We start from the raw sequence: 21,044 nt of genomic DNA, 5'->3' as shown, positions 1-21,044 counted from the left end.
CGGATGCCAATAAGTCGCCACGTTAACACTTGCCCCTGAGGCGATCGCTGATAGAAGGCCCCGCATCGGCCGCCCCCCACCCCGAGATATCTCCATGAAGCTGCTGTCCGGCAACTCCAACCGCCCGCTGTCCCAGGCGATCGCGGAATATCTCGATATGCCGCTGACGCGCGCCCAGGTGCGCCGGTTCGCCGACCTCGAGGTGTTCGTCACCATCGACGAGAACGTGCGGGGCGAGGACGTCTTCGTCATCCAGTCGACCAGCTATCCGGCCAACGACAACCTGATGGAGCTGTTGATCTGCATCGACGCCCTGAAGCGCGCGTCGGGCAAGCGGATCACCGCCGTGCTGCCCTATTTCGGCTACGCCCGCCAGGACCGTAAGACCGGCGGCCGCACGCCGATCTCGGCCAAGCTGGTCGCCAACCTGATCACCCGCTCGGGCGCCGACCGCGTTCTGACGATGGATCTGCACGCCGGCCAGATCCAGGGCTTCTTCGACATCCCGACCGACAACCTGCTGCCCTCGCGTCTGATGGCCGAAGACATCCGTCGCCACTATCCGATGGGTCCCGACCTGATGGTCGTCTCGCCGGATGTCGGCGGCGTGGTGCGCGCCCGCGCCCTGGCCAAGCGCCTGGAAGACGCCGACCTCGCCATCGTCGACAAGCGCCGCTCGGGCCCGGGCCAGTCTGAAGTCATGAACATCATCGGCGACGTCAAGGACCGCCGCTGCATCCTGTTCGACGACATCGCCGATTCGGCCGGGACGCTGTGCAACGCCGCCCAGGCCCTGATGAGCCACGGCGCCAAGTCGGTCAGCGCCTACATCACCCACGGCGTCCTATCGGGCGCGGCGGCGGACCGCGTCGCCAATTCGGTGCTGACCGAGCTGGTCGTCACCGACTCGATCGAGGCCTCCGACCCGGCCAAGGCCTGCCCCAAGATCCGCTACGTCTCGTGCGCCCCGCTGATCGGCGAGGCCATCCGCCGCATCGCCAACGAAGAGTCGGTGTCGAAGCTGTTCGACTAAGCCCATCGGGCGAGCGCCGAGCGCGAACTCGCCTCGCGCACGGCAACGCTTGTAAAAGTCTGGTTAACGAGGCGAAGTCACAATCTCGCCGACCCGGGCTGCTATGCGCGCCCCAAGACTTGATGGGGATGTTCAGAAAATGCGTTCTTTTTCGCGTACGCGCGTCGTCCTGACGACGACCGTCGTGGCGCTGGCCGCCCTGGTGGCGGCCTGTAGCTCGCCGCCGCCGCCGCCGCCGCCGCTCGTGCAGGCCCCGCCCCCGCCGCCGCCGATCACGCTGTCGGCCAGCATCGTCGAGCGGGCCAGCGCCTTCCGCGGCTATATGGCCCGCGCCGGCGCGGTGTCTCCGACCTTCCAGAACGGCGAGCAGATCCAGGCCTCGCTGAAGATCGGCGCGGCCTATGAGGCCAAGTCGTTCATGAACGGCGCGGTGGCCTACGCCGCCGTCCTGGCCCTGCAGGACCCCACCTTCGTCGCCTCGGTGCGCGAGGTCGCGGCCAATCCGACCCAGCGCCAGGAGATGATCAACAACATCTTCTCCAACCCCTCGTACGCGGCCGTGTTCAAGGGCGCCGACAGCGCCGCCGGCCTGATCATCGATACCGTCGGCCGCGACGGCCTGAAGGTCTACATGGCCGGCAAGGCCGTGAAGCAGGCCGCCTATGACGTGCAGAGGTCGACCTGGTCGAAGAGTTCGGTCGTCGATCGCGACGGTCGCCTGGCCTCGGCCAAGTCGCTGTCGGCGATTCCGGCCCTGGCCGAAAGCGCCGACGTGGCCGTGCTGCAGCAGGCCTCGACCGGCGGCCAGTCGCTGGGCCTGACCCCGCGCGCGGCGCCCGCCCCCTACCAGCCCGTGGTCATCCGCGGCCTGGCGGTCGCGGCCCTGGCCGCCCTGGGCGCGGCCGGCGACAACAACCTGGCCTCGATCGACGCGCTGAGCGGCGACTGGGCGACGGCCAACTGCCTGAACATGGCCAAGCTGAACCTCTACCAGTGCCTGGCCGTGTCCAAGCCGCACTACGAGGACATCTTCTGCCTGGGTCAGCACATCCTGATCGACACCGGCGCGTGCGTGGTCAAGGCCTCGGGCGCGACCCTGCCGCCGGAACCGCCCCCGCCGCCGAAGGCCGAGCCGGTCAAGAAGGCCGTGGCCAAGAAGGCTCCGGCCAAGAAGTCGGCCACCAAGAAGAGCTGATCTTCTCCCCGATTCCAGCCGAAAGGGCCGGGCGTTGCGTCGCCCGGCCCTTTTGTGTATGTAGCGCGACCCCAAAACGATGCTGGCGAGCGTGGCGATACAGCCATAGGCGCCGGGTCACAAAAGAGAGCATCCGGCTCTCTAGAAAGACACGACAATGTCCGAGATCATTCTGAACGTTGAAGTCCGTGAAGGCGCCGGCACCGGCGCGGCCCGCGCCGTCCGTCGCGAAGGCAAGGTCCCGGGCACCCTGTACGGCGGCGGCAAGGCCCCGGTGAACATCGCCGTGCGCGCCAACGAGTTCCGCAAGTCGCTGTACACCGGCAAGCTGCTGGGCCACCTGGTCACGCTGCAACACGGTGAAGACAAGCAATCGGTCATCGCCAAGGCCGTCCAATTCCACCCGGTCACCGATGAGCCGGTCCACTTCGACCTGTACCGCGTCGACGAGCACCAGCTGATCAAGATCGAAGTGCCGGTTCACTTCAAGAACCACGAAACCTCGGTCGGCCTGAAGAAGGGCGGCTCGCTGGAAGTGATCCGTCACACCGTCGAACTGGCCTGCCCTGCCGACAAGATCCCGGAAGAGCTGGTCATCGACCTGACCGACCACGACATCGGCGACACCATCCGCATCTCGGAAGTGAAGCTGCCGGAAGGCGTGAAGCCGGCCGTGGACCGCGACTTCGTGATCGCGACCCTGAAGGCCTCGTCGGCCGCCCAGTCGGACGCCGGCGACACCACGGCCGAGGCCTAATCCGCTCGGTCATCCGACCGAACTGTTTTACGGAACGGGCGGGCCTTCGGGTCCGCCTGTTTTCGTTTGAAGTCTTGAGATCCAAGCGATGCTGATCCTCGCCGGCCTGGGCAATCCCGAGCCCAAGTACGAGAAGAACCGCCACAACGTCGGCTTCATGGCCGTCGACGCGCTCGCGCGGAAATGGGGGACCGCCCCTTGGCGCGCCCGCTTCCAGGGCCTGGCGTGCGAGGGGCAGGTCGGCACGCCCGACGGTCCGGTCAAGCTGCTGCTGCTCAAACCCAAGACCTATTACAATGAGAGCGGCCGCGCCGTGGGCGAGGCGATGAAGTTCTTCAAGCTGGCGCCGTCCGACGTCATCGTCTTCCACGACGAGATCGACATGGCCCCTGGCCGCTTCCGGATGAAGGCCGGCGGCGGGGCGGCGGGCAACAACGGCATCCGCTCGGTGACCAGCCAGGTCGGCGACGCCTTCCGCCGGGGCCGCATCGGCGTGGGCCATCCGGGCCACAAGGACGCGGTCATGCACTACGTGCTGGGCGACTTCCACAAGGTCGAGCACCAGTGGCTGGACCCGATGCTGGACGCCATCGCCGACGCCCTGCCCTTCGCCGCCGCGGGCGACGACGAGCGCTATCAGGCCGAGGTCATGCGCCTGGCGCCGGCGCCCAAGGCCGATCCGCGCAAGCCTGGCAAGGACGACTGACGATGTTCTCGCTTCCCCTGCCGTTGATCGGCCTGTCGCTCCTGATCGCCATCGCCCTGTGCGTCCACGTGGTCCGCACCGGCCAGCAGATGTACTGGCTGTGGATCATCCTGGCGTTCCAGCCGATCGGCGGGCTCGTCTACTTCGTCGCCATCATCGCGCCCGCCTGGTTTGGCGGCCGCACCGCCCAGAAGATGGGTCAGGCGGCCCGCAAGGCCATCGATCCGCAGCGCGAGTACCGCGAGGCCGCCCGCGCCGTCGATGACGCCCCTACGGTCGCCAACCGCGTCCGCCTGGCCGTCGCCGCCACGGAGCTGGGCAAGCACGCCGAGGCCGAAAAGCTCTATGCCGACAGCCTGACCGGCATGTACGCCGACGATCCGCAGCTGCTGCTGGGCCGCGCCAACGCCCTGATCGAGCTGAGCCGTCCGGCCGAGGCCCTGCCCCTGCTGGAAAAGCTGGGCGAGACACCCACGGGCGGCCGCACGGCCCATATCATGCTGGCGCTGGGCCGCGTCTACCACGCCCTGGGCCGGGAGGAGCAGGCCGAGACCGCGCTCTCCTGGGCCGCCGACAACTATCCGGGCTTCGAGGGCATCGCCCGCTATGCCGTCTTCCTGGCCCGCACGGGCCGCAAGGACGAAGCCCGCGCCCAGCTGGCCGAGATCGACAAGCGCCTGTCCAAGACCCACGCCCACTTCCGCAAGGAGGCCAAGGCCTGGCGCGACTTCGCGGCCCAGGGGGTGGGTTAGAACCGCCCGCGCTGGAAATCCTCGAACGCCTGCACGATCTCCTCGCGGGAGTTCATCACGAACGGGCCATGCCAGAAGACCGGCTCGTCGATCGGGCGGCCGGCCAGCAGCAGCACCCGCGCGTCGGTGACGGCCTCGACGCGGACCGTCTCGCCACGACCCAGAAAGACGCCCGACAGCGCGTCGACCGTGTCATGCGCGACGCGGACCTGGCCCTCGTAGACGGCCAGCATGGTGTTGCGGTCATCGCCCACCGGCTCCTCGAACACGGTCCCGGCCGGCAGGACGACGTCGAAATAGAGGGCGTCGACCGCGCCGCCGCCGATCGGGCCGGCCGTGCCAACGTCCGTGACGCCGGAGATCACCTTGACCGTGACGCCGCCGTCGCGGGCCTCGACCGGGATCGCATCGCTCTCGAACTCGCTATAGCCGGGCGCGCTCATCTTCAGCCTGGCCGGCAGGTTCACCCACAGCTGAAAGCCGCGCATCCGGCCCTGCGCCTGCTCGGGCATCTCGGAGTGAACGATGCCCTTGCCGGCCCGCATCCACTGGATCCCGCCCGGCCCGATCACGCCCTCGCGGCCGGTGTTGTCCTTATGCCGCATCCGGCCTTCCAGCATGTAGGTCACGGTCTCGAAGCCGCGATGCGGATGGTCGGGGAAGCCGCCCATGTAGTCGGACGCCTGGTCGTTGTCGAAGCAGTCCAGCATCAGGAACGGATCGAACATCTGGGCTTCCGGCGTGCCCAGCATCCGGGTCAGCCGCACGCCGTCGCCATCCGAGGCGGGCATGCCCTTCACGATCTTCAGGACGGGACGAACGCTCATGGGAAGCTCCTTTGCGCCTTTGATATCTGATCTGGTTGCAGTTCATGCAAGAGGGGTCCGGTTCGCCTTTCCCGACCATCCGTGCTAATCGCCCGCCCAACGAAATCCACGAGAGTTCCATGGCCCTTAAAGTCGCCATCGTCGGCCTGCCCAACGTCGGCAAGTCCACCCTGTTCAACGCCCTGACCCAGACGGCGTCGGCCCAGGCCGCCAACTACCCGTTCTGCACGATCGAGCCCAACACCGGCGAAGTGGCCGTGCCCGAGCCGCGCCTGGACGCCCTGGCCAAGGTGTCCGGTTCCAAGGAAATCATTCCGGCCCGGATCACCTTCGTCGACATCGCCGGCCTGGTGCGCGGCGCGTCGAAGGGCGAGGGCCTGGGCAACCAGTTCCTGGCCAATATCCGCGACTGCGACGCCGTGGCCTTCGTGGCCCGCTGCTTCGAGGACGGCGACATCGTCCACGTCGAAGGCCGCATCGACCCGATCAGCGATCTCGAGATCATCGAGATGGAACTGATGCTGGCCGACCTGGAGAGCCTGGAAAAGCGCGTTCCCGCCCTGGAAAAGCGCGCCAAGGTCGGCGCCGACAAGGACAGCGCCAACACGCTGCGCCTGGCCAATATCGCCCTGGCTCTGCTGCGCGAAGGCCGCCCCGCCCGCGCCGCCAAGATCGACGCCGACGACGAGAAGGCTTGGCACATGCTGCAGCTGTTGACCTCGCTGCCGGCCCTCTATGTCTGCAATGTCGACGAAGGCAGCGCCGACAAGGGTAACAAGTACAGCGACCTGGTCGCCGAACGCGCCGCCAAGGACAACGCCAAGTCGGTGGTCATCTCGGCCCAGATCGAGAGCGAGATCGCCCTGCTGGACGCCGCCGAACGCGCCGAGTTCCTGGAGACCCTGGGCCTGGAGGAGCCGGGCCTGAACCGTCTGATCCGCGAGGCCTACACCCTGCTGAACCTGCAGACCTATTTCACGGTCGGCCCCAAGGAAGCTCGCGCCTGGACCATCCACGTCGGCGACACCGGCCCGCAGGCGGCCGGCGTCATCCACACCGACTTCGAGAAGGGCTACATCCGCGCCGAGACTATCGCCTTTGACGACTTCATCCGTCTGGGCGGCGAAAACGGCGCCAAGGAAGCCGGCAAGATGCGGGCCGAAGGCAAGGAGTACGTCGTCAAGGACGGCGACGTGATGCACTTCCGCTTCAACGTCTAAGCGTTCAGAACAAAGTCAGCGGCCGGAGCGGAAACGCCCCGGCCGTCTCTCATTGGGGAGCACGCCTATGTCCGACACCGTCACCCTGAAGTCCGCCGTCGACGACTTCGCGTTCACCGCCCTGCACGCCCAGCCGAACGGCGCGCGGAAAGGCGGCGTGGTCGTGGTCCAGGAGATCTTCGGTCTCGACCAGTACGTTCAGGAGGACGTCGCGCGCTGGGCGGCCCTGGGGTTCGAGGTGCTGGCCCCGTCGATCTTCGATCGCGCCGAGCCCGGCTTCGTGGCCGAGCACGATCCCAAAGGCTTCCAGACGGGCGTCAGCTATGTGCAGAAGGTCGGGATCGACGCCATGCTGTCGGACATCCAGGCCTGCATCGACGACTTGGCGGCGCGCGGCCCGGTGTTCGCGGTCGGCTACTGCCTGGGCGGCTCGCTGGTCTGGCTGGCGGCGGGCCGGCTGCGGGGTCTGGCGGCGGGCTCGGCCTATTATGGCAGCATGATCGCCGCCAATGCCGAGCTGGCGCTGAAGGCGCCGGTGATCGTGCACCTGGGCCGCAAGGACGCCCATATCGCGGCCGACGAGGTCAAGGCCAAGGTCGAGGCCGCCCATCCCGACGTGCCGGTCCACATCTATGAGGCCAGCGGCCACGGCTTCAACAACGATGGCCGGCCCGACAGCGATCTCGCCGACGCGGAACTGGCCCGCGCGCGAACGCTGGCGCTGTTCGTCGCCAATGGAGCCGCGTGATGGGCCAGCGGATCCCTCTGGCCTGTAGGGAGGACGGCTCGCCGTTCACGGCCTACCACGCCTTACCCCAGGAAGCCCGGCGCGGCGGCGTCGTCATGCTGCACGCCATATGGGGCGTCACGCCGCATCTGCGCGCGCTGGCCGACACCCTGGCCGAGCAGGGCTATGAGGTCATCGTTCCCAGCCTGATGGACGCGGCCGACGCCGACTTCCCCGTCGAAGACATCACGCCGACGATCCTCGACGCGCGGATGGCCATGGGCAAGGCGACCGGCTGGGGCGTCTCCACCCTGCCCCGTGTCCAGGCCTGCATCGACGCCCTGGACGGCCCGGTGTTCGCCATGGGCTTCTGCTATGGCGGCACGACGGCCTGGCTGGCGGCCTGCCGCTGCGACGGCTTGACGGCGGTCTCGGCCTTCTATGGCGGCGACATCGTCGCCTATCGCGACGAGACGCCCAAGGTTCCGACCATCCTGCATTTCGGCAAGACCGACAGTCTGATCCCGCTGGCCGATGTCGAGGCGATCCGCGAGGCGCATCCGGACCTGCCGATCTATCTCTACGAGGCCGGGCACGCCTTCGTGGCCCCCAGCGGCCACCACCCCGACAGCGCCCGCCTGGCGATGCTGCGAACCTTGCAGCTGTTCCAGCGCTCGGGCGGCGGCAAGGGCGAGGCTTGAGCACGGGTCGAGCCCCGCCTAGGCTCAGTGGATGATCCGCTCACTGACCGCTCTCAGCCTGTCGCTCCTTCTCGCCGCCTCGCCGGCCCTGGCCCAGACGGTGGTGATCGTCCGTCACGGCGAGAAGGTCTCGCCCAACGGCGATCCGGACCTGTCGCCGGCCGGCCAGGCCCGCGCCCAGGCGCTGGCGGCCAGCCTCGCCGGGGCCAAGGTGGCGCTGGTGCTGGCGACGCCGCTGAAGCGCACCCAGCAGACCGGCCAGCCCACGGCCGGGGCCGCCGGCTTGAGGATCGTCCCGATCGCCCTGGATGGCGGCGCGGTCGCCCACGCCCAGCGCGTGGCCGAGGCCGCCCGCGAGGCGCCCGCCGACGCCGCCGTGCTGATCGTCGGCCACAGCAACACGGTCACCGACATCGCCCGCGCGCTGGGCGATCCCGCGCCGGAGGTCCTGACCGACTGCGAGTACGACCACATGACTGTCATCCAGCTGGGCGGCGCGGCGCCCAAGGCGATCCACGCACGTTACGGCGCGCCGACCCAGGCTTGCTGAGTCCTTCGGCGGGATCGTCCCCGCCGGCAGGGTGACGGCGATGGCGGCGGTGTCGAGACCATCGCGCGGACGTCATGGCTGAGCTACGCTGGTCCCATGCGTTGCCGCGTACCCGCCCTGGCCCTGTTGCTTTCGCTGCCCCTCGCCGGCGCCGCGCGGGCCGGGGAGACGGCGTGCTGGTTCGAGAACGGAGCCGTGATCGTCCCGGCGGTGATCGCCGACATGGCCGGCGACTATGTTCTCGACCTCTCGGCCCCGCGCACGCTGCTGCACGAGACCAAGGCCCAGATGGAGGGCATCACCGCGCCCGAGCTGACTCTGCCGGTCGAGGTCGCGGGGCTGAAGGCCCCGGGGGTGTCGGTCAGGGTCGCCGATCTGGACGCGCGAGGCGCCGGCTTCGTCACCCCGATCGCCGGGGTCATCGGGATGGACGTCCTGGCCGGCCACAGCATCGAGATCGACTTCGCCCACTGTCGGGTGCGCATCGACCAGCCGTGGAGCGCCCGCCGACAGGTCGTGTTGCCTGTCGAGGTGATCGCCGGCCTGCCGACCCTCGCCGCGGCCGTCAGCGACGGCCCCACGGCCCTGCGCGGGGCCTTCGCCATCGACACCGCCTCGAAGACCATGGCGCGGCTGTCGACACGCGGGGCGGCCGCGACCGGAAAGCTGGATACGAACGCCCGCCATACGGCTCCGGCCCGGCTGCGGGCCCTGTCGATCGGCGGCGTCCTGGCCGAGAATGTCCCCGCGACCCTGGCCGACGACCTGCCGGGCGGCGTCGACGGGACCCTGGGCACGGCGCTGTGGGCCCGTCACCGCCTGCGGCTGTCAGCCGACGCCCGCACCTTGTCGGTCGCGCCCTGAGACCTTATGGCTTGAGGCTTGGACGTAGGAGAGCGCCTTTGATCGTCGTCGCCATTCCGTACAGCCGCCGCGGCGGCGACGCGAGCCTACGCGCCTGACGTCCGTCGCTCGGCCTTCGCGCTGATCCCAGCGCGCCTTCTCAAAGCCGAGACCTTTGATGCTTATTGAAGCCAAGACCCAAGACTTCGCCGCCCTGCTGCGCGGCGAGGCCCCTGCCCCCTATCGCCTGGCCGACAGCCCCGTGGCGCCGCCCGAGGTGCTGGCCATGCTGAGCGATCTGGCCGACCACATCCGCGCGACCTTCAGCCCCAGCGCCTGGATGATCGTGGAAGACGGCGAGGTCGTCGGCCTGATCTCATCCGTCCAGCCGCTGGGTGCCGCCGACCGATCCTTGATGATCGGCTACGGCGTAGCGCCCACCCGCTGGGGTCGCGGCGCCGCCACCCGCGCCGTCGCCGACCTTGCCGCCTGGGCGCGAGAGGATGACCGCGTGCTGGCGCTCACCGCGGAGACCTCGGTCGACAATCCGGCCTCGCAGGCTGTGTTGGCCCGCAACGGCTTCCAGGCCGTGGGCGAGCGCGAGGACAGCGAGGACGGGTCGCTGATCGTGTGGCGGCTGGACCTGTAGCCCGCAAAGAAGAAGGGCCCGGTGCTTCCACCGGGCCCTTCGAACTTCAGTCCTTTTGGCGCTGAGCCTGCTTAGTGCGACTCGTTGCGCCACACGGTCTTGTAGCTGGCGTACAGCAGACCCGAGAGCAGGACGAGGTAGATCAGAACGGCGAAGCCGGTCTGCTTGCGCTCTTCCAGCTTGGGCTCGGCGGCCCACATCAGGAACGCCGAAACGTCCTTGGCCTGCTGGTCCAGGGTCGACTTGGTGCCGTCGTCGAACGTCACCAGGCCGGCCTTCAGCGGCGGGGCCATGGCGATGAAGCCGCCCGGCGGGACGTGCTCGTGGCTACCCGACCAGGCCGAGGTCAGGTCGCCCGGGAAGTACGGGTTGTAGTGACCGCCGGTCGGAACCTTCAGGCCCTTCGGCGGATCCACATAGCCGGTCACCACCGAGTAGATGTGGTTCGGCCCCTCTTCACGGGCCTTGGCCAGCAGCGACATGTCCGGCGGCAGAGCGCCGCCGTTCGAGGCGCGGGCCGCGGCTTCGTTGGCGAACGGCGCCGGGAAGTAGTCCGCGCTGGTGGCCGGACGCTTGATGGCGTCGCCAGTTTCACCGTCGATGTCGGCGACCTCGTAGTCCTTGGCGATCGCCTTGACCCACGGGTTGTCGTTCGAGTTCGGATACTTCTCGCTGTAGAACGGGCCGCCCTTGTCGCCGAGGTTGCGGAACGCCACCAGCTTCATCGCGTGGCAGGCCGAGCAGACCTCGCGATAGACCTTGTAGCCGCGCTGCAGCTGGGCCTGGTCGAACTTGCCGAACGGGCCTTCGAAGGACCAGTGGACTTCCTTGGCCTTCAGCGCGCCGCCGCTGGCGAGCGCCGGACCGGTGACGCCGACCGTCAGGAGACCGACCGCCGCCGCGAGAACCGAGAGTTTGCGGAGCATCGGGATCAACCCTTATGAGCGTCGGCCGAGAGGGCCGGCGAAGCGATCGAGTCCGGAACCGGCAGGGTCTTTTCGACCAGACCCAGGACCGGGAGCACGACCAGGAAGAAAGCGAAGTAGTAGAGCGAGGCGACGCGGCTGAGCCACACGAAGCTGTTCAGGTCCGAACCGCCCAGCTGGAACGTGGTCAGGTGCGGGATCACCGGATCGTCCGGCAGCTTGGCGCCGCAGAAGCCCAGGATGATGCAGGCCACCAGGAAGAACAGGAAGTAGACCTTCGCGGTCGGACGGTAGCGCATCGAGCGCACCTTCGAGGTGTCCAGCCACGGCAGGGCGAACAGGCAGGCGATGGCGCCGAACATGGCCAGCACGCCCATCAGCTTGTCCGGCACGGCGCGCAGGATCGCGTAGAACGGCAGGAAGTACCATTCCGGAACGATGTGCGACGGCGTCACCAGCGGGTTGGCCTCGACATAGTTGTCAGCGTGGCCAAGCGCGTTGGGCATGTAGAAGACGAAGAAGGCGAAGAGGATCAGGAAGACGCTCATCGCGAAGCCGTCCTTCACCGTGGCGTACGGCGTGAAGGCGACGGTGTCGGCCTTCGACTTGGGATCAACGCCGGTCGGGTTGTTCTGGCCGACCACGTGCAGGGCCCAGATGTGCAGGATCACGACGCCCGCGATCATGAAGGGCAGCAGGTAGTGCAGCGAGAAGAAGCGGTTCAGGGTCGGGTTGTCGACCGCGAAGCCGCCCCACAGCCAGGTGGTGATGCTCTCGCCGACCAGCGGCAGGGCGCCGAACAGGTTGGTGATCACGACGGCGCCGTGGAACGACATCTGGCCCCAGGGCAGGACGTAGCCCATGAAAGCCGTGGCCATCATCAGCAGGTAGATCACGCAGCCCAGCAGCCACAGCACTTCGCGCGGCGCCTTGTAGGAGCCGTAGTAGAGGCCGCGGAGCATGTGGATGTAGACGGCGATGAAGAACATCGACGCGCCGTTGGCGTGCATGTAGCGGATCAGCCAGCCGTAGTTCACGTCGCGCATGATGTGCTCGACGGACGCGAAGGCGCCTTGGGCGCTGGGCGTGTAGTGCATCACCAGGATGATGCCGGTGATCAGCTGCGAGGCCAGGCACAGCGACAGGATGCCGCCGAAGGTCCACCAGTAGTTCAGGTTCCGCGGCGTGGGATAGTCGACGAACGAGTCATAGCCCAGGCGGATGATCGGCAGACGAGCGTCGAGCCAACGCTCGATACCGGTCTTGGGTTGATAGGTCGAATGTCCGCTCATCTCGCTTAACCGATCTTGACCTTGGTGTCGGTGAGGAAGGCGTATTCCGGAACCACCAGGTTCAGGGGCGCGGGGCCCTTACGGATACGACCCGAGGTGTCATAGACCGAGCCGTGGCACGGGCAGAACCAGCCGCCGTACTCGCCGCCGCCGAAGGTCGGGACGCAGCCGAGGTGGGTGCAGTTGCCGCCGACGATCAGCCACTGGGCCTTGCCCGGCTTGACGCGCGAGGCGTCCGTGGCCGGGTCCTTCATCGACGCGTGGTCGTCAGCGACCGCCTTGGCGATCTCGGCCTTGGTGCGATTGCGCACGAAGAGCGGCTTGCCGCGCCACTTGATGACGACCTGCTGGCCCTCGGCGACCTTGGTCAGGTCGAACTCGGTCGAGGCCAGGGCCCGCGTGTCGGCGGACGGGTTCATCTGGTCGATGAACGGCCACACCAGAGTCGCTGCGCCGCCGGCGGCGGCCGCGATCGCGGCGATGTGAATGAAGTCGCGCCGGGAGGGATCGCTCCCGTGTTCCGGCTCGGTCGTTGCGCCCACGGCGGTGTCGGCCACCTACGTCACCCTCTAATTCCGCCGGTCCGCGAAAAGCGGTCCGACTTGGAGAAGCGCCTTTCAGCGCCATATCTTGCTCGACCCGCAAGCGGATCTCCGCCACAAGGCAGCGGTCGGATCGTCGTATCGGACGCGCGGACCGAGTCCGCAAGCCCTTTCGATTCCCGGCAAAGCCCCTGCTGCCCTTGTGGTTGGTTCGCTTATTATGCGTATCGCACTTTTTCAACCAGGCATTCCCCAAAACGTCGGTGCGGCCATCCGGCTCTCGGCCTGTTTCGGGGTGGGTCTGGACGTGATCGAGCCTTGTAGTTTTCCCTTGGATGACAAGAGCTTGAAGCGCGCGGCGCTGGATTATGGGCCACTGACGCACCTCACGCGCCACGACAGCTGGGAGGCTTTCCTTAAGGCGCCGGAGCGCGTTGACGGGCGCCTGCTGCTCTTCACGACCAAGGGCGCCACGCCCTTCCACAGGTTTTCGTTCGAACCCGGCGACACGCTGCTGTTCGGCAACGAGAGTCGCGGCGCGCCCGAGGACGTCCACGCGGCGGCGCAGGGCCGCATCGTCATCCCGATCCGGGCGGAGACGCGCTCGATGAACCTGGCGACGACGGCGGCGATGGCGCTGGGCGAGGCCCTACGGCAGACGAGTGGATTTCCGGAGTAGGCGCGTGCTTCGAGGCGCCGCGAAGCGCCTCGAAGCACGCCGGGAGATCAGTGATCCCCGAAGTCCACGTCCCGCCGCGCGGCGACGATCGTCACGATGAAGCCGGCCAGCACGTCCAGCAGCACCATCAGGGTGATCAGGAAGAAGGTCGAGGTCGCGAAGGCCGGAAAGAGCAGGAACTCGACCAGGCACAGAATGAACAGCACCATCGACAGCGAGTGGTTGATGATCGCGATCTTGCGGCTGGTCGTCGATTTCAGCAGTTCGACGAACAGCACCACCAGCGAAGCGGCCAGCAGCAGGTCGCCCAGGCTGACGCCCCACTCGGCGCGCGAGGTCATGTGGATGGTGAACAGCCGGTCGGTCATGCGGACACTGGCGTCCGCGGCCTTGAAGCCGCCCGTCAGGGTCAGGGCGATCAGATTGTAGATGATGACCGGCAAGGCCAGCAGCGGAACCGCAGCGAACATCGAACTTCCCCCTACGGCGGATGCAAGCCGCCGTCTTGGTTAAGGCGTAGCCGGAATCTGGCCGGGGGTGAAGCGGCCTCGCCCGCGACGCTTAAGCTTCGTCCACGCCTTGGGGATCGCGGGCCCGCGACTGCAGCCACATCACGCCCAGCAGGTCGGACACCGAGGCCTTGAGGCGGCCGAAATTGGTGTATTTCGACACCCCGCTCTCGCGGTGACGATGGTTCACCGGCTGGAAGCTCACCTCGTAGCCCTCGCGCAGCATCAGGGCCGGGATGTAGCGGTGGATGTGATCGAAGTACGGCAGGCGCAGGAAGGCCTCGCGACGGAAGGCCTTCAGCCCGCAGCCGGTGTCGTTGGCGGTGTCCTTCAGGAGACGCTTGCGCACCCCGTTGCCGAACTTGGAGGCGAAGCGCTTGGCGCTCGAGTCCTGGCGCTTGACCCGCTCGCCGCCGACCAGGGCCAGGGTCTGGGGGCCGGCCTGCAGGGTCTTGGCCAGGCGCGGGGCGTCGGCCGGATCGTTCTGGCCGTCGCCGTCCAGGGTGACGATGATCGGACCGCGCGCGGCCAGGATGCCGGTGCGCACGGCGCGGCTCTGGCCGGAGTTCTTGCGATGGCCCAGCACCCGCAGTTGCGGGATCTCGGCCTTCAGCGCGACCAGGCGGGCCTTGGTGTCGTCGCGGCTGGCGTCGTCGACGAAGATCATCTCGTAGTTTTCGCCGGCGAAAGCGGTCGCGATCTCGTGCGCCAGCTTCGGAGCGGCCTCGCCTTCGTCGAAGACGGGCACGACGACGGAAAAATCGGGGATGGCGTTCATCGGCTTCTAATAGCGGAAAAATTCGTCAAGGCCTTTCCTTTTCAAAAGCCTACTTTTGAAAAGGACAAAAAGGCCTTAATTCAAAAGGTTAGAGCGCGATTGCCGCCGAAACCGGCCTCCACTTTCGGCTATCGCGCTCTTGCGAAAGGATCGTGCTAAACGTGGCCGCATGACGCTTGAATCTCGCCTGGATGACTGGAGCCGCGGGTGGCGCGGCCCTGTGTTCGCCGCGCTTGTCGCCCTGATCGCCGGCCTGCCCGGCGTATTCGCCATGCCGCCGCTGGACCGGGACGAGTCCCGCTTCGCCCAGGCCACCTCCCAGATGCTGGAGACGGGCGACTACGTGGTCATCAAGTTCCAGGACCAGCCGCGCTTCAAGAAGCCTGTCGGCATCCACTGGCTGCAGGCGCTCAGCGTCAAGGCGTTCTCGGACGCGGAGGACCGACGCATCTGGGCCTATCGCATCCCGTCCCTGCTGGGGGCGATGCTGGCGGCGGCGGCCTGCGCCTGGGGCGCGGCGGCGCTGTTCGACCCGCGCACCGGCCTGCTGGCCGGCTCGATCCTGGGGGCGACCTTCCTGCTGTCGTCCGAGGCGTTCATCGCCAAGACCGACGCGGCCCTGTGCGGAACCACCACCCTGGCCATGGCCGCCCTGGCCCGCGTCTACGCCGCCCAGCTGAAAGGCGAGCCGGCCGGGAAATGGACCAAGCTGGCCTTCTGGCTGGGCCTGTCGATCGCGGCGCTGATCAAGGGTCCGGTCGGCCTGCTGGTGGCGATCTTCGCCCTGGGCGGCCTGGCCCTTTGGGACCGCAAGGCGGCCTGGATGAAGGACCTGGGCTGGACCTGGGGCCTGATCCTGTTCGCGGCCATCTGTCTGCCGTGGGCTATGATGATCACCGTCGCGACCGACGGCGCCTTCTGGGGCGCGGCCGTGGGCGGCGACCTGGCGCCCAAGCTGGCCGGCGGCCAGGAGGGTCACGCAGGTCCGTTCGGCTACCACGCCCTGCTGGCCCCGTTGCTGGCGTTCCCGGCCACCCTGCTGCTGCCGGCTGGCCTGGTCGTCGGCTGGACCCGACGGAATGAACCGGGCGTGCGCTTCGCCGTCTGCTGGCTGGTCCCGACCTGGCTGATGTTCGAGATCCTGCCGACCAAGCTGGTTCACTATGAACTGCCGGCCTACGGCGCCCTGGCCATGCTGATGGCCGCCGCCGTGCGCGAGCCGCTGGGCAATCTGGTCCGCTGGATCGGCGGCGGGCTGTCGGTGCTGATGGGCGCGCTGCTGGCCGCTGTCGCCCTCTATGGCCAGATTCAATTCGGCGCGGGCGGAGATCTGGCCTGGACGGCGGTGGCCGCCGGCCTCGCTCTCGCCGCCGGGATCGCCGGCGCGGTGCTGCTCCTGCGCCGCCACTCGGCCCGCGCCCTGGTCACGGCAGGAGTGTTGGGCATTGGCGCGCACGTCGCCCTGACCGCTGGTCTGATCCCACGCCTGGAGCCGCTGTTCCTGTCCAAGGACGTCGCCGACGCCCTGGACCGCACCCGGCTCTCGCCCCGCTCGGGCGCGGCCGGTCCGGTGGCCGTCACCGGCTATGCCGAGCCCAGCCTGATCTTCCAACTGGGCACGGCCACCGAACTGACCAACGGCGAGGGCGCGGCCCAGGCGGTCGTCGAAGGCCGCCCCGCCGTGGTCGAGGGTCGCGAGGAGAAGCCCTTCCGCGACACCCTGGCCGGCCTGGGCCTGGCTCCGCGTCCCGTCGCCACGGTCGAGGGCCTGAACTATTCCGACGGCGACCAGGAACGCCTGACCATCTACCGCGGCGAGCCCCAGGCTCCTGCTCCTGAAGACGAGGTCCAACCGTGAGCCGCTTCATCCAGATCGTCGAGGTCGGGCCGCGCGACGGCCTGCAAAACGAGAAGCTGTCCCTGTCGGTCGACGAGAAGTTGGACCTGATCCGCAAGCTGGAGGCCGCCGGCGCCAAGCGCACCGAGGTGGTGTCGTTCGTGAATCCCAACCGCGTGCCGCAGATGGCGGGCGCGGAGGAGATCATGGCGGCTCTGCCGGCCGACCTCGATCATTCGCGGATCGGCCTGGTGCTGAACATGCGCGGCTGGGAGCGCTGTGTCGCCGCCCAGTGCGACGAGGCCAATGTCGTGGTCTGCGCCTCCGACGGCTTCGGCTTGGCCAACCAGGGCGCGACGGTGCGCCAGCAGATCGATGCGCTGGCCGCCATCGCCGAGCGCCAGGCGGTCGAGGGCGGCCCGCCGATCACCGCGACCATCTCGGTGGCCTTCGGCTGTCCGTTCGACGGCGAGGTGTCCGAAGACCAGGTCGTGGCCATCGTCCGCGAGGCCGCCGCCCTGGGCGTAGCCGAGATCGCCATCGCCGACACCATCGGCGTCGCCGATCCCTGGACCGTCCGCAAGCGCATCGAGGCCGTGCGCGCCGCCGCGCCAGATGCGCGCCTGCGGATGCACTTCCACGACACCCGCAACACGGGCCTGGCGAACGCCTATGCCAGCGTCGAGGCAGGGGTCGACGTGCTGGACGCCTCGGTCGGCGGCCTGGGTGGCTGTCCGTTCGCGCCGAACGCCACCGGCAATATCGGAACCGAGGATCTGGTCTACATGCTGGAACGGGCCGGCTTCGAGACGGGTTACGATCTGGCGGCCCTGATCGAGATCGGCCGCGAGATCAGCGCCAAGCTGGGCAAGGCCCCCGCCTCGTCCCTGGCCCGCGCCGGAGGCTTCCCCGCATGATCCGCCTCGCCGCCCTACTGACCCTGGGCCTGGCCGCCTGCGCCGCCGCGCCCGTCGACGACGGTCCCGCCGCCCGCTGCGACGTGACGATCAAGTTCGGCAGCTACGGCATGGGGATCGATCAGTCGCTGGCCGCGACGGTGGCCGGCAAGGTCAGGACCGACCCCGACATCGCCCGCTCCGAACGCAAGCCTTGGGGCCGCGAGGGCGAGTTCGACCAGTGCCTGACGGTGAAGGCGGGCCGCGACGCGACGGCGGCGTACCACCGCTACAAGGCTCTGCTGCCGGCGAAGAGTCTGAAAGCCCCGACGTCGATCGAGGGGCCGAATGGGCTGCGGTTCGAGACGATCGGACCGATGTAAAGAACGCCCGGCCTTGAGAGAGGCGTTCGAACCCTAGATCGGCCGTCCCGTCAGCTTCCACAGCAGCGGCCGGCACACGGACATCAGCATGATCGCCGGGGCCAGCAGCACCGCCGCCGCGAACAGCTGCAGGCTGTCGGCGCGCTTGATGAAGTAGCGGGTCAAGCCGACGCCCTTGTGGAACTCGACCTTCAGCGGGTGTTCCTGGCTGGTGTGGCCCAGGTGGATGACCTGAGCGTCGGGCTGGAACAGCACCTGGCCGCCCGAGCGGCGCGCGCGCCAGCACAGGTCGATGTCCTCGACGTGCAGGAAGTAGCCCTCGTCGAAGCCGCCCAGAGCCTCGAAGTCGCCGCGGCGCATGGCGAAGCATGCGCCCGAGATGGTCGGCATTGGCACCGGCGCGCACGGCAGCGGCTCGTTCTCGCGATGAATCTCGAAGCTGGCCAGCTGCGGATGACGACGCGTGAACTGGCCAAAGCTGAGCACGGTGGTCATCGGCGTGACCTCGCCGCGGCGGCCGCCGCGCTGCTCGGAGCCGTCGACGTTCAGCACCCGCGCGCCGACCACGGTCGGGGTCGGCTGGCCCTTGAAGGCCGTCACGAGGGCGGACACGCAGCCCGCCTGCAGATTGGCGTCGGGATTCAGGAAGACGATGTACTCGCCGCCCGCCGTCGAGGCGCCCATGTTGGCGCCGCGGGCGAAGCCGATATTGCCGTGGCCCTGCTTGAGCACGACCCGCGGCTCGGTCAGGGCCAGCGAACGCAGCATGTCCTCGTCGCGCCCGTCCGACCCGTTGTCGACGATGACGAACTCGTCGACCAGCGGCTCGGCCAGGACATGCTTGATGCTCTGGGCCAGCGCCTCTCCCGTCCGATAGACGACCATGACGACGGATACGTTCGGACGGGCCGGACGCGCACCAACGGCAAGGGTCGAGACGGACGGGAGGATGCTGTTCATCAGGCGGTCGCAGCCTCCGGAGCGGGTTTGGCGAGCCCCAGTCTGGCGGCTTCTTGGACGCGGGCGATGTCGGGCGGGGTGGCGTCGGCCTTCAGGACGCGGAGGGCTTCCTCCAGCGGCAGGATATTCTGACCTTCACCGCCAAGGCGACGAAGGGCCAGTTGACCCGTCTCGGCTTCCTTACGACCCACCACTGCGATCACGGGCACCTTGGCGAGGCTGTGCTCGCGAATCTTGTAATTGATCTTCTCATTACGCAGATCCACTTCCGCGCGCATCCCCAAGCTGGTCAATTTCTCGACGACCTCACGGGCGTAGTCATCGGCGTCGGATGTGATCGTGGCCACGACAACCTGCGTCGGCGCGAGCCAAACAGGCAGGGCGCCCGCGAAGTTTTCCAACAAGATGCCGATGAAACGCTCGAAGGACCCCAAGATTGCCCGGTGAAGCATCACCGGACGCTTCTTCGAACCATCCTCCGAAACGTACTCGGCGTCCAATCGTTCCGGCAAAACAAAATCAAGTTGCAGCGTGCCGCACTGCCAGACACGGCCAATGGCGTCCTTCAACGAGAACTCTAGTTTCGGGCCGTAGAAGGCGCCTTCACCTGGTTGCAGCACCAAGGTCTCGCCCGCTGCCTCGGCGGCGGCCGACAGGGCCGCCTCAGCCTTGTCCCAGACCTCGTCCGAGCCGGCGCGCAAGTCCGGACGCGTCGAGAACTTGGTGTCGGCCAGCGTCATGCCCAGGTCGCTATAGACGCTGCGCAACAGTTCGATGAAGCGGGCGCTTTCCTCCGTGACCTGCTCTTCGCGGCAGAAGATGTGGGCGTCGTCCTGCGTGAAGGCGCGCACGCGCATGATGCCGTGCATGGCGCCCGAAGGCTCGTAGCGGTGGCAGGCGCCGAACTCGGCCATGCGCAGCGGCAGCTCGCGATAAGACTTCTGCCCGACGTTGAAGATCTGGATGTGGCCGGGACAGTTCATCGGCTTGACCGCCAGGATCTCGCCCTCGGCGCTCTCGCACATGAACATCGCGTGGCCGAACTTCTCGGCGTGGCCCGACTTCTCCCACAGGCTCTTGTCGAGGATCTGCGGCGTCTTCACTTCCTTGTAGCCGGCCGCGTCGAGGCGACGGCGCATATAGTCCTCGAGCACGCGGTACAGGGCCCAGCCCTTGGCGTGCCAGAACACCATGCCCTTGCCCTCTTCCTGGATATGGAAGAGGTCCATCGTCTTGCCCAGCTTGCGGTGATCGCGGCGCTCGGCTTCCTCGATGCGCTTCAGATAGGCTTCGAGGTCGGCTTCCGACGCCCAGGCCGTGCCATAGATGCGCTGCAGCTGAGCGTTGTTCTGGTCGCCGCGCCAATAGGCGCCGGCCAGCTTCGTCAGCTTGAAGGCCTTGCCGACGTGTTTCGTCGACGGCAGGTGGGGGCCCCGGCACAGGTCCTTCCACTTGTCGCCCTGGTGATAGACCGTGATCGTGTCGCTGGCCGGCAGGTCGCGGATGATCTGGGCCTTGTAGGTTTCGCCCATGGCCTCGAAATCGGCGATGGCGGCGTCGCGATCGACTTCCTCGCGGCGGATCTTCTCGTCGCGGTCGACGATCTCCTTCATGCGCTTTTCGATCGTTTCCAGATCGTCCAGGCTGAACGGCTCGTCGCGCGCGAAGTCGTAGTAGAAGCCGTCCTCGACGTTCGGGCCGATCGTGACCTGCGTGCCGGGGAACAGCTCCTGCACCGCCTCGGCCAGCACGTGGGCCGTGTCGTGGCGAATGGTGTCGAGGACCTCGGGCGCCTCGCGCGTCAGGATCTCGAACTTGCGCTCACCCGCCAGCAGGTCGGGCGTCAGCGGGCGGTCGAGGTCCAGCACCTGGCCGTCCAGCTTGATCAGCAGGGCCTTCTTTTCCAGCGACTTGGAGATGGCGGCGGCGACGTCGCGCCCGCTCGAACCATCGGGGTACTGACGGACGGAGCCGTCGGGGAAAACCAGATCGATCATTCTTCACATATCCACTTGCGTGGCTGGCGCCCCGGCGGCGGCGGGTCATACCCCGAGCCACCTAACGGATTGCAGCGGCAAATCCGTCGCAACGCCAACCAGGACCCCTTGAGCGGGCCATGATCCTTGAGGGCGGCGGCCGCGTACTCCGAACAGCTCGGCGCGAAGCGGCACTGCCGCCCGATGAGGGGCGAGAGCGTCAACTTGTAGGCGCGAAGGCCAAGGTCGACGATGCGGTCGTAGAAGGTCATGCCGGCGCGCGACTTTGTTGCAGTGCGGTTACAC

At 67.8% G+C, this 21,044-nt stretch carries 24 protein-coding genes; 15 read left to right on the top strand and 9 right to left on the bottom strand.

Annotated features, from left to right (window positions below):
- Nucleotides 1-94: 94 nt before the first annotated feature.
- The 5 genes from AC1RJ9_RS05620 (at nt 95) to AC1RJ9_RS05600 (ending at nt 4,443) form a co-directional block, all read left to right on the top strand.
- Nucleotides 95-1,033: a ribose-phosphate pyrophosphokinase gene (locus AC1RJ9_RS05620; protein WP_492836762.1), complete on the top strand. Its 939-nt coding sequence runs from the start codon at nt 95-97 to the stop codon at nt 1,031-1,033.
- A 139-nt stretch (nt 1,034-1,172) separates the two neighbouring features.
- Nucleotides 1,173-2,228, top strand: coding sequence for a hypothetical protein (locus tag AC1RJ9_RS05615; protein WP_492836760.1), 1,056 nt, complete (start codon nt 1,173-1,175; stop codon nt 2,226-2,228).
- A 157-nt stretch (nt 2,229-2,385) separates the two neighbouring features.
- On the top strand, nt 2,386-2,985 hold the full coding sequence (locus AC1RJ9_RS05610) for a 50S ribosomal protein L25/general stress protein Ctc (RefSeq protein ID WP_492836758.1): 600 nt from the start codon (nt 2,386-2,388) through the stop codon (nt 2,983-2,985).
- Nucleotides 2,986-3,073: 88 nt separating this feature from the next.
- A complete protein-coding gene (gene pth / locus AC1RJ9_RS05605; protein ID WP_492836756.1) occupies nt 3,074-3,691 on the top strand; it encodes an aminoacyl-tRNA hydrolase in 618 nt (205 codons plus the stop codon).
- Between the two features lie 2 nt (nt 3,692-3,693).
- Nucleotides 3,694-4,443 carry a tetratricopeptide repeat protein gene (locus AC1RJ9_RS05600; protein ID WP_492836754.1) on the top strand — a complete coding sequence of 250 codons (750 nt, stop codon included), beginning with the start codon at nt 3,694-3,696 and terminating at the stop codon, nt 4,441-4,443.
- On the opposite strand, the gene AC1RJ9_RS05595 is transcribed toward AC1RJ9_RS05600, so the two are convergent.
- A complete protein-coding gene (locus tag AC1RJ9_RS05595) occupies nt 4,440-5,270 on the bottom strand; it encodes a pirin family protein (RefSeq protein WP_492836752.1) in 831 nt (276 codons plus the stop codon). The genes AC1RJ9_RS05600 and AC1RJ9_RS05595 overlap by 4 nt on opposite strands.
- Before the next feature lie 119 nt (nt 5,271-5,389).
- Between AC1RJ9_RS05595 and ychF the strand changes: the two genes are divergently transcribed.
- The 6 genes from ychF to AC1RJ9_RS05565 all read left to right on the top strand — a co-directional run bounded on the left by ychF (nt 5,390) and on the right by AC1RJ9_RS05565 (nt 9,960).
- Entirely contained in the window at nt 5,390-6,490 is a 1,101-nt protein-coding gene (gene ychF / locus AC1RJ9_RS05590; protein WP_492836750.1) for a redox-regulated ATPase YchF, read from the top strand.
- A 67-nt stretch (nt 6,491-6,557) separates the two neighbouring features.
- Nucleotides 6,558-7,238, top strand: coding sequence for a dienelactone hydrolase family protein (locus tag AC1RJ9_RS05585; protein ID WP_492836748.1), 681 nt, complete (start codon nt 6,558-6,560; stop codon nt 7,236-7,238).
- Nucleotides 7,238-7,918, top strand: coding sequence for a dienelactone hydrolase family protein (locus tag AC1RJ9_RS05580; RefSeq protein ID WP_492836746.1), 681 nt, complete (start codon nt 7,238-7,240; stop codon nt 7,916-7,918). The genes AC1RJ9_RS05585 and AC1RJ9_RS05580 overlap by 1 nt, the downstream gene beginning before the upstream one ends.
- A gap of 31 nt (nt 7,919-7,949) precedes the next feature.
- The gene (locus AC1RJ9_RS05575; RefSeq protein WP_492836744.1) at nt 7,950-8,468 is read left to right on the top strand and encodes a SixA phosphatase family protein; all 519 of its coding nucleotides are present in this window, start codon (nt 7,950-7,952) and stop codon (nt 8,466-8,468) included.
- A gap of 96 nt (nt 8,469-8,564) precedes the next feature.
- Entirely contained in the window at nt 8,565-9,332 is a 768-nt protein-coding gene (locus AC1RJ9_RS05570; RefSeq protein WP_492836742.1) for a pepsin/retropepsin-like aspartic protease family protein, read from the top strand.
- A gap of 157 nt (nt 9,333-9,489) precedes the next feature.
- Nucleotides 9,490-9,960 carry a GNAT family N-acetyltransferase gene (locus AC1RJ9_RS05565; RefSeq protein WP_492836740.1) on the top strand — a complete coding sequence of 157 codons (471 nt, stop codon included), beginning with the start codon at nt 9,490-9,492 and terminating at the stop codon, nt 9,958-9,960.
- Nucleotides 9,961-10,031: 71 nt separating this feature from the next.
- On the opposite strand, the gene AC1RJ9_RS05560 is transcribed toward AC1RJ9_RS05565, so the two are convergent.
- From AC1RJ9_RS05560 to petA, 3 genes are read right to left on the bottom strand one after another with little or no spacing between them, the layout of a single operon-like run.
- Nucleotides 10,032-10,886 (bottom strand): cytochrome c1, encoded by an 855-nt coding sequence (locus AC1RJ9_RS05560; RefSeq protein ID WP_492836738.1) that lies wholly within the window; start codon nt 10,884-10,886, stop codon nt 10,032-10,034.
- A 5-nt stretch (nt 10,887-10,891) separates the two neighbouring features.
- Nucleotides 10,892-12,178, bottom strand: a complete 1,287-nt coding sequence (locus tag AC1RJ9_RS05555; RefSeq protein ID WP_492836736.1) for a cytochrome b — start codon at nt 12,176-12,178, stop codon at nt 10,892-10,894.
- Between the two features lie 5 nt (nt 12,179-12,183).
- Nucleotides 12,184-12,735, bottom strand: a complete 552-nt coding sequence (gene petA, locus AC1RJ9_RS05550) for a ubiquinol-cytochrome c reductase iron-sulfur subunit (RefSeq protein ID WP_492836734.1) — start codon at nt 12,733-12,735, stop codon at nt 12,184-12,186.
- Nucleotides 12,736-12,940: 205 nt separating this feature from the next.
- Here petA and AC1RJ9_RS05545 point away from each other — a divergent pair, with 205 nt between their 5' ends.
- The gene (locus AC1RJ9_RS05545; RefSeq protein WP_492836732.1) at nt 12,941-13,399 is read left to right on the top strand and encodes a tRNA (cytidine(34)-2'-O)-methyltransferase; all 459 of its coding nucleotides are present in this window, start codon (nt 12,941-12,943) and stop codon (nt 13,397-13,399) included.
- Nucleotides 13,400-13,446: 47 nt separating this feature from the next.
- Here AC1RJ9_RS05545 and AC1RJ9_RS05540 read toward each other — a convergent pair whose 3' ends face one another.
- Both AC1RJ9_RS05540 and AC1RJ9_RS05535 read right to left on the bottom strand, forming a co-directional pair.
- A complete protein-coding gene (locus AC1RJ9_RS05540) occupies nt 13,447-13,869 on the bottom strand; it encodes a hypothetical protein (protein WP_492836730.1) in 423 nt (140 codons plus the stop codon).
- 91 nt (nt 13,870-13,960) lie between these two features.
- Nucleotides 13,961-14,686, bottom strand: coding sequence for a glycosyltransferase family 2 protein (locus tag AC1RJ9_RS05535; protein WP_492836728.1), 726 nt, complete (start codon nt 14,684-14,686; stop codon nt 13,961-13,963).
- A 169-nt stretch (nt 14,687-14,855) separates the two neighbouring features.
- On the opposite strand from AC1RJ9_RS05535, the gene AC1RJ9_RS05530 reads away from it, so the two are divergent.
- From AC1RJ9_RS05530 to AC1RJ9_RS05520, 3 genes are read left to right on the top strand one after another with little or no spacing between them, the layout of a single operon-like run.
- Nucleotides 14,856-16,544, top strand: coding sequence for an ArnT family glycosyltransferase (locus AC1RJ9_RS05530; RefSeq protein ID WP_492836726.1), 1,689 nt, complete (start codon nt 14,856-14,858; stop codon nt 16,542-16,544).
- Nucleotides 16,541-17,440: a hydroxymethylglutaryl-CoA lyase gene (locus AC1RJ9_RS05525; protein ID WP_492836724.1), complete on the top strand. Its 900-nt coding sequence runs from the start codon at nt 16,541-16,543 to the stop codon at nt 17,438-17,440. Before AC1RJ9_RS05530 ends, AC1RJ9_RS05525 begins: the two co-directional genes overlap by 4 nt.
- Nucleotides 17,437-17,802, top strand: coding sequence for a hypothetical protein (locus tag AC1RJ9_RS05520; RefSeq protein ID WP_492836722.1), 366 nt, complete (start codon nt 17,437-17,439; stop codon nt 17,800-17,802). The genes AC1RJ9_RS05525 and AC1RJ9_RS05520 overlap by 4 nt, the downstream gene beginning before the upstream one ends.
- Nucleotides 17,803-17,835: 33 nt before the next feature.
- On the opposite strand, the gene AC1RJ9_RS05515 is transcribed toward AC1RJ9_RS05520, so the two are convergent.
- From AC1RJ9_RS05515 to yidD, 3 genes are read right to left on the bottom strand one after another with little or no spacing between them, the layout of a single operon-like run.
- Entirely contained in the window at nt 17,836-18,762 is a 927-nt protein-coding gene (locus AC1RJ9_RS05515; protein ID WP_492836721.1) for a glycosyltransferase family 2 protein, read from the bottom strand.
- Entirely contained in the window at nt 18,762-20,759 is a 1,998-nt protein-coding gene (gene thrS, locus AC1RJ9_RS05510) for a threonine--tRNA ligase (protein ID WP_492836719.1), read from the bottom strand. Before thrS ends, AC1RJ9_RS05515 begins: the two co-directional genes overlap by 1 nt.
- Nucleotides 20,756-21,010 carry a membrane protein insertion efficiency factor YidD gene (gene yidD, locus AC1RJ9_RS05505; RefSeq protein ID WP_492836717.1) on the bottom strand — a complete coding sequence of 85 codons (255 nt, stop codon included), beginning with the start codon at nt 21,008-21,010 and terminating at the stop codon, nt 20,756-20,758. The genes thrS and yidD overlap by 4 nt, the downstream gene beginning before the upstream one ends.
- Between the last annotated feature and the right edge of the window lie 34 nt (nt 21,011-21,044).

The sequence above is a fragment of the Caulobacter sp. GW822-FHT07D08 genome (genome assembly GCF_058798735.1).
The sequence above is the reverse complement of the archived record's forward strand: the minus strand, read 5'-3'. Positions and strand labels throughout refer to the sequence as shown.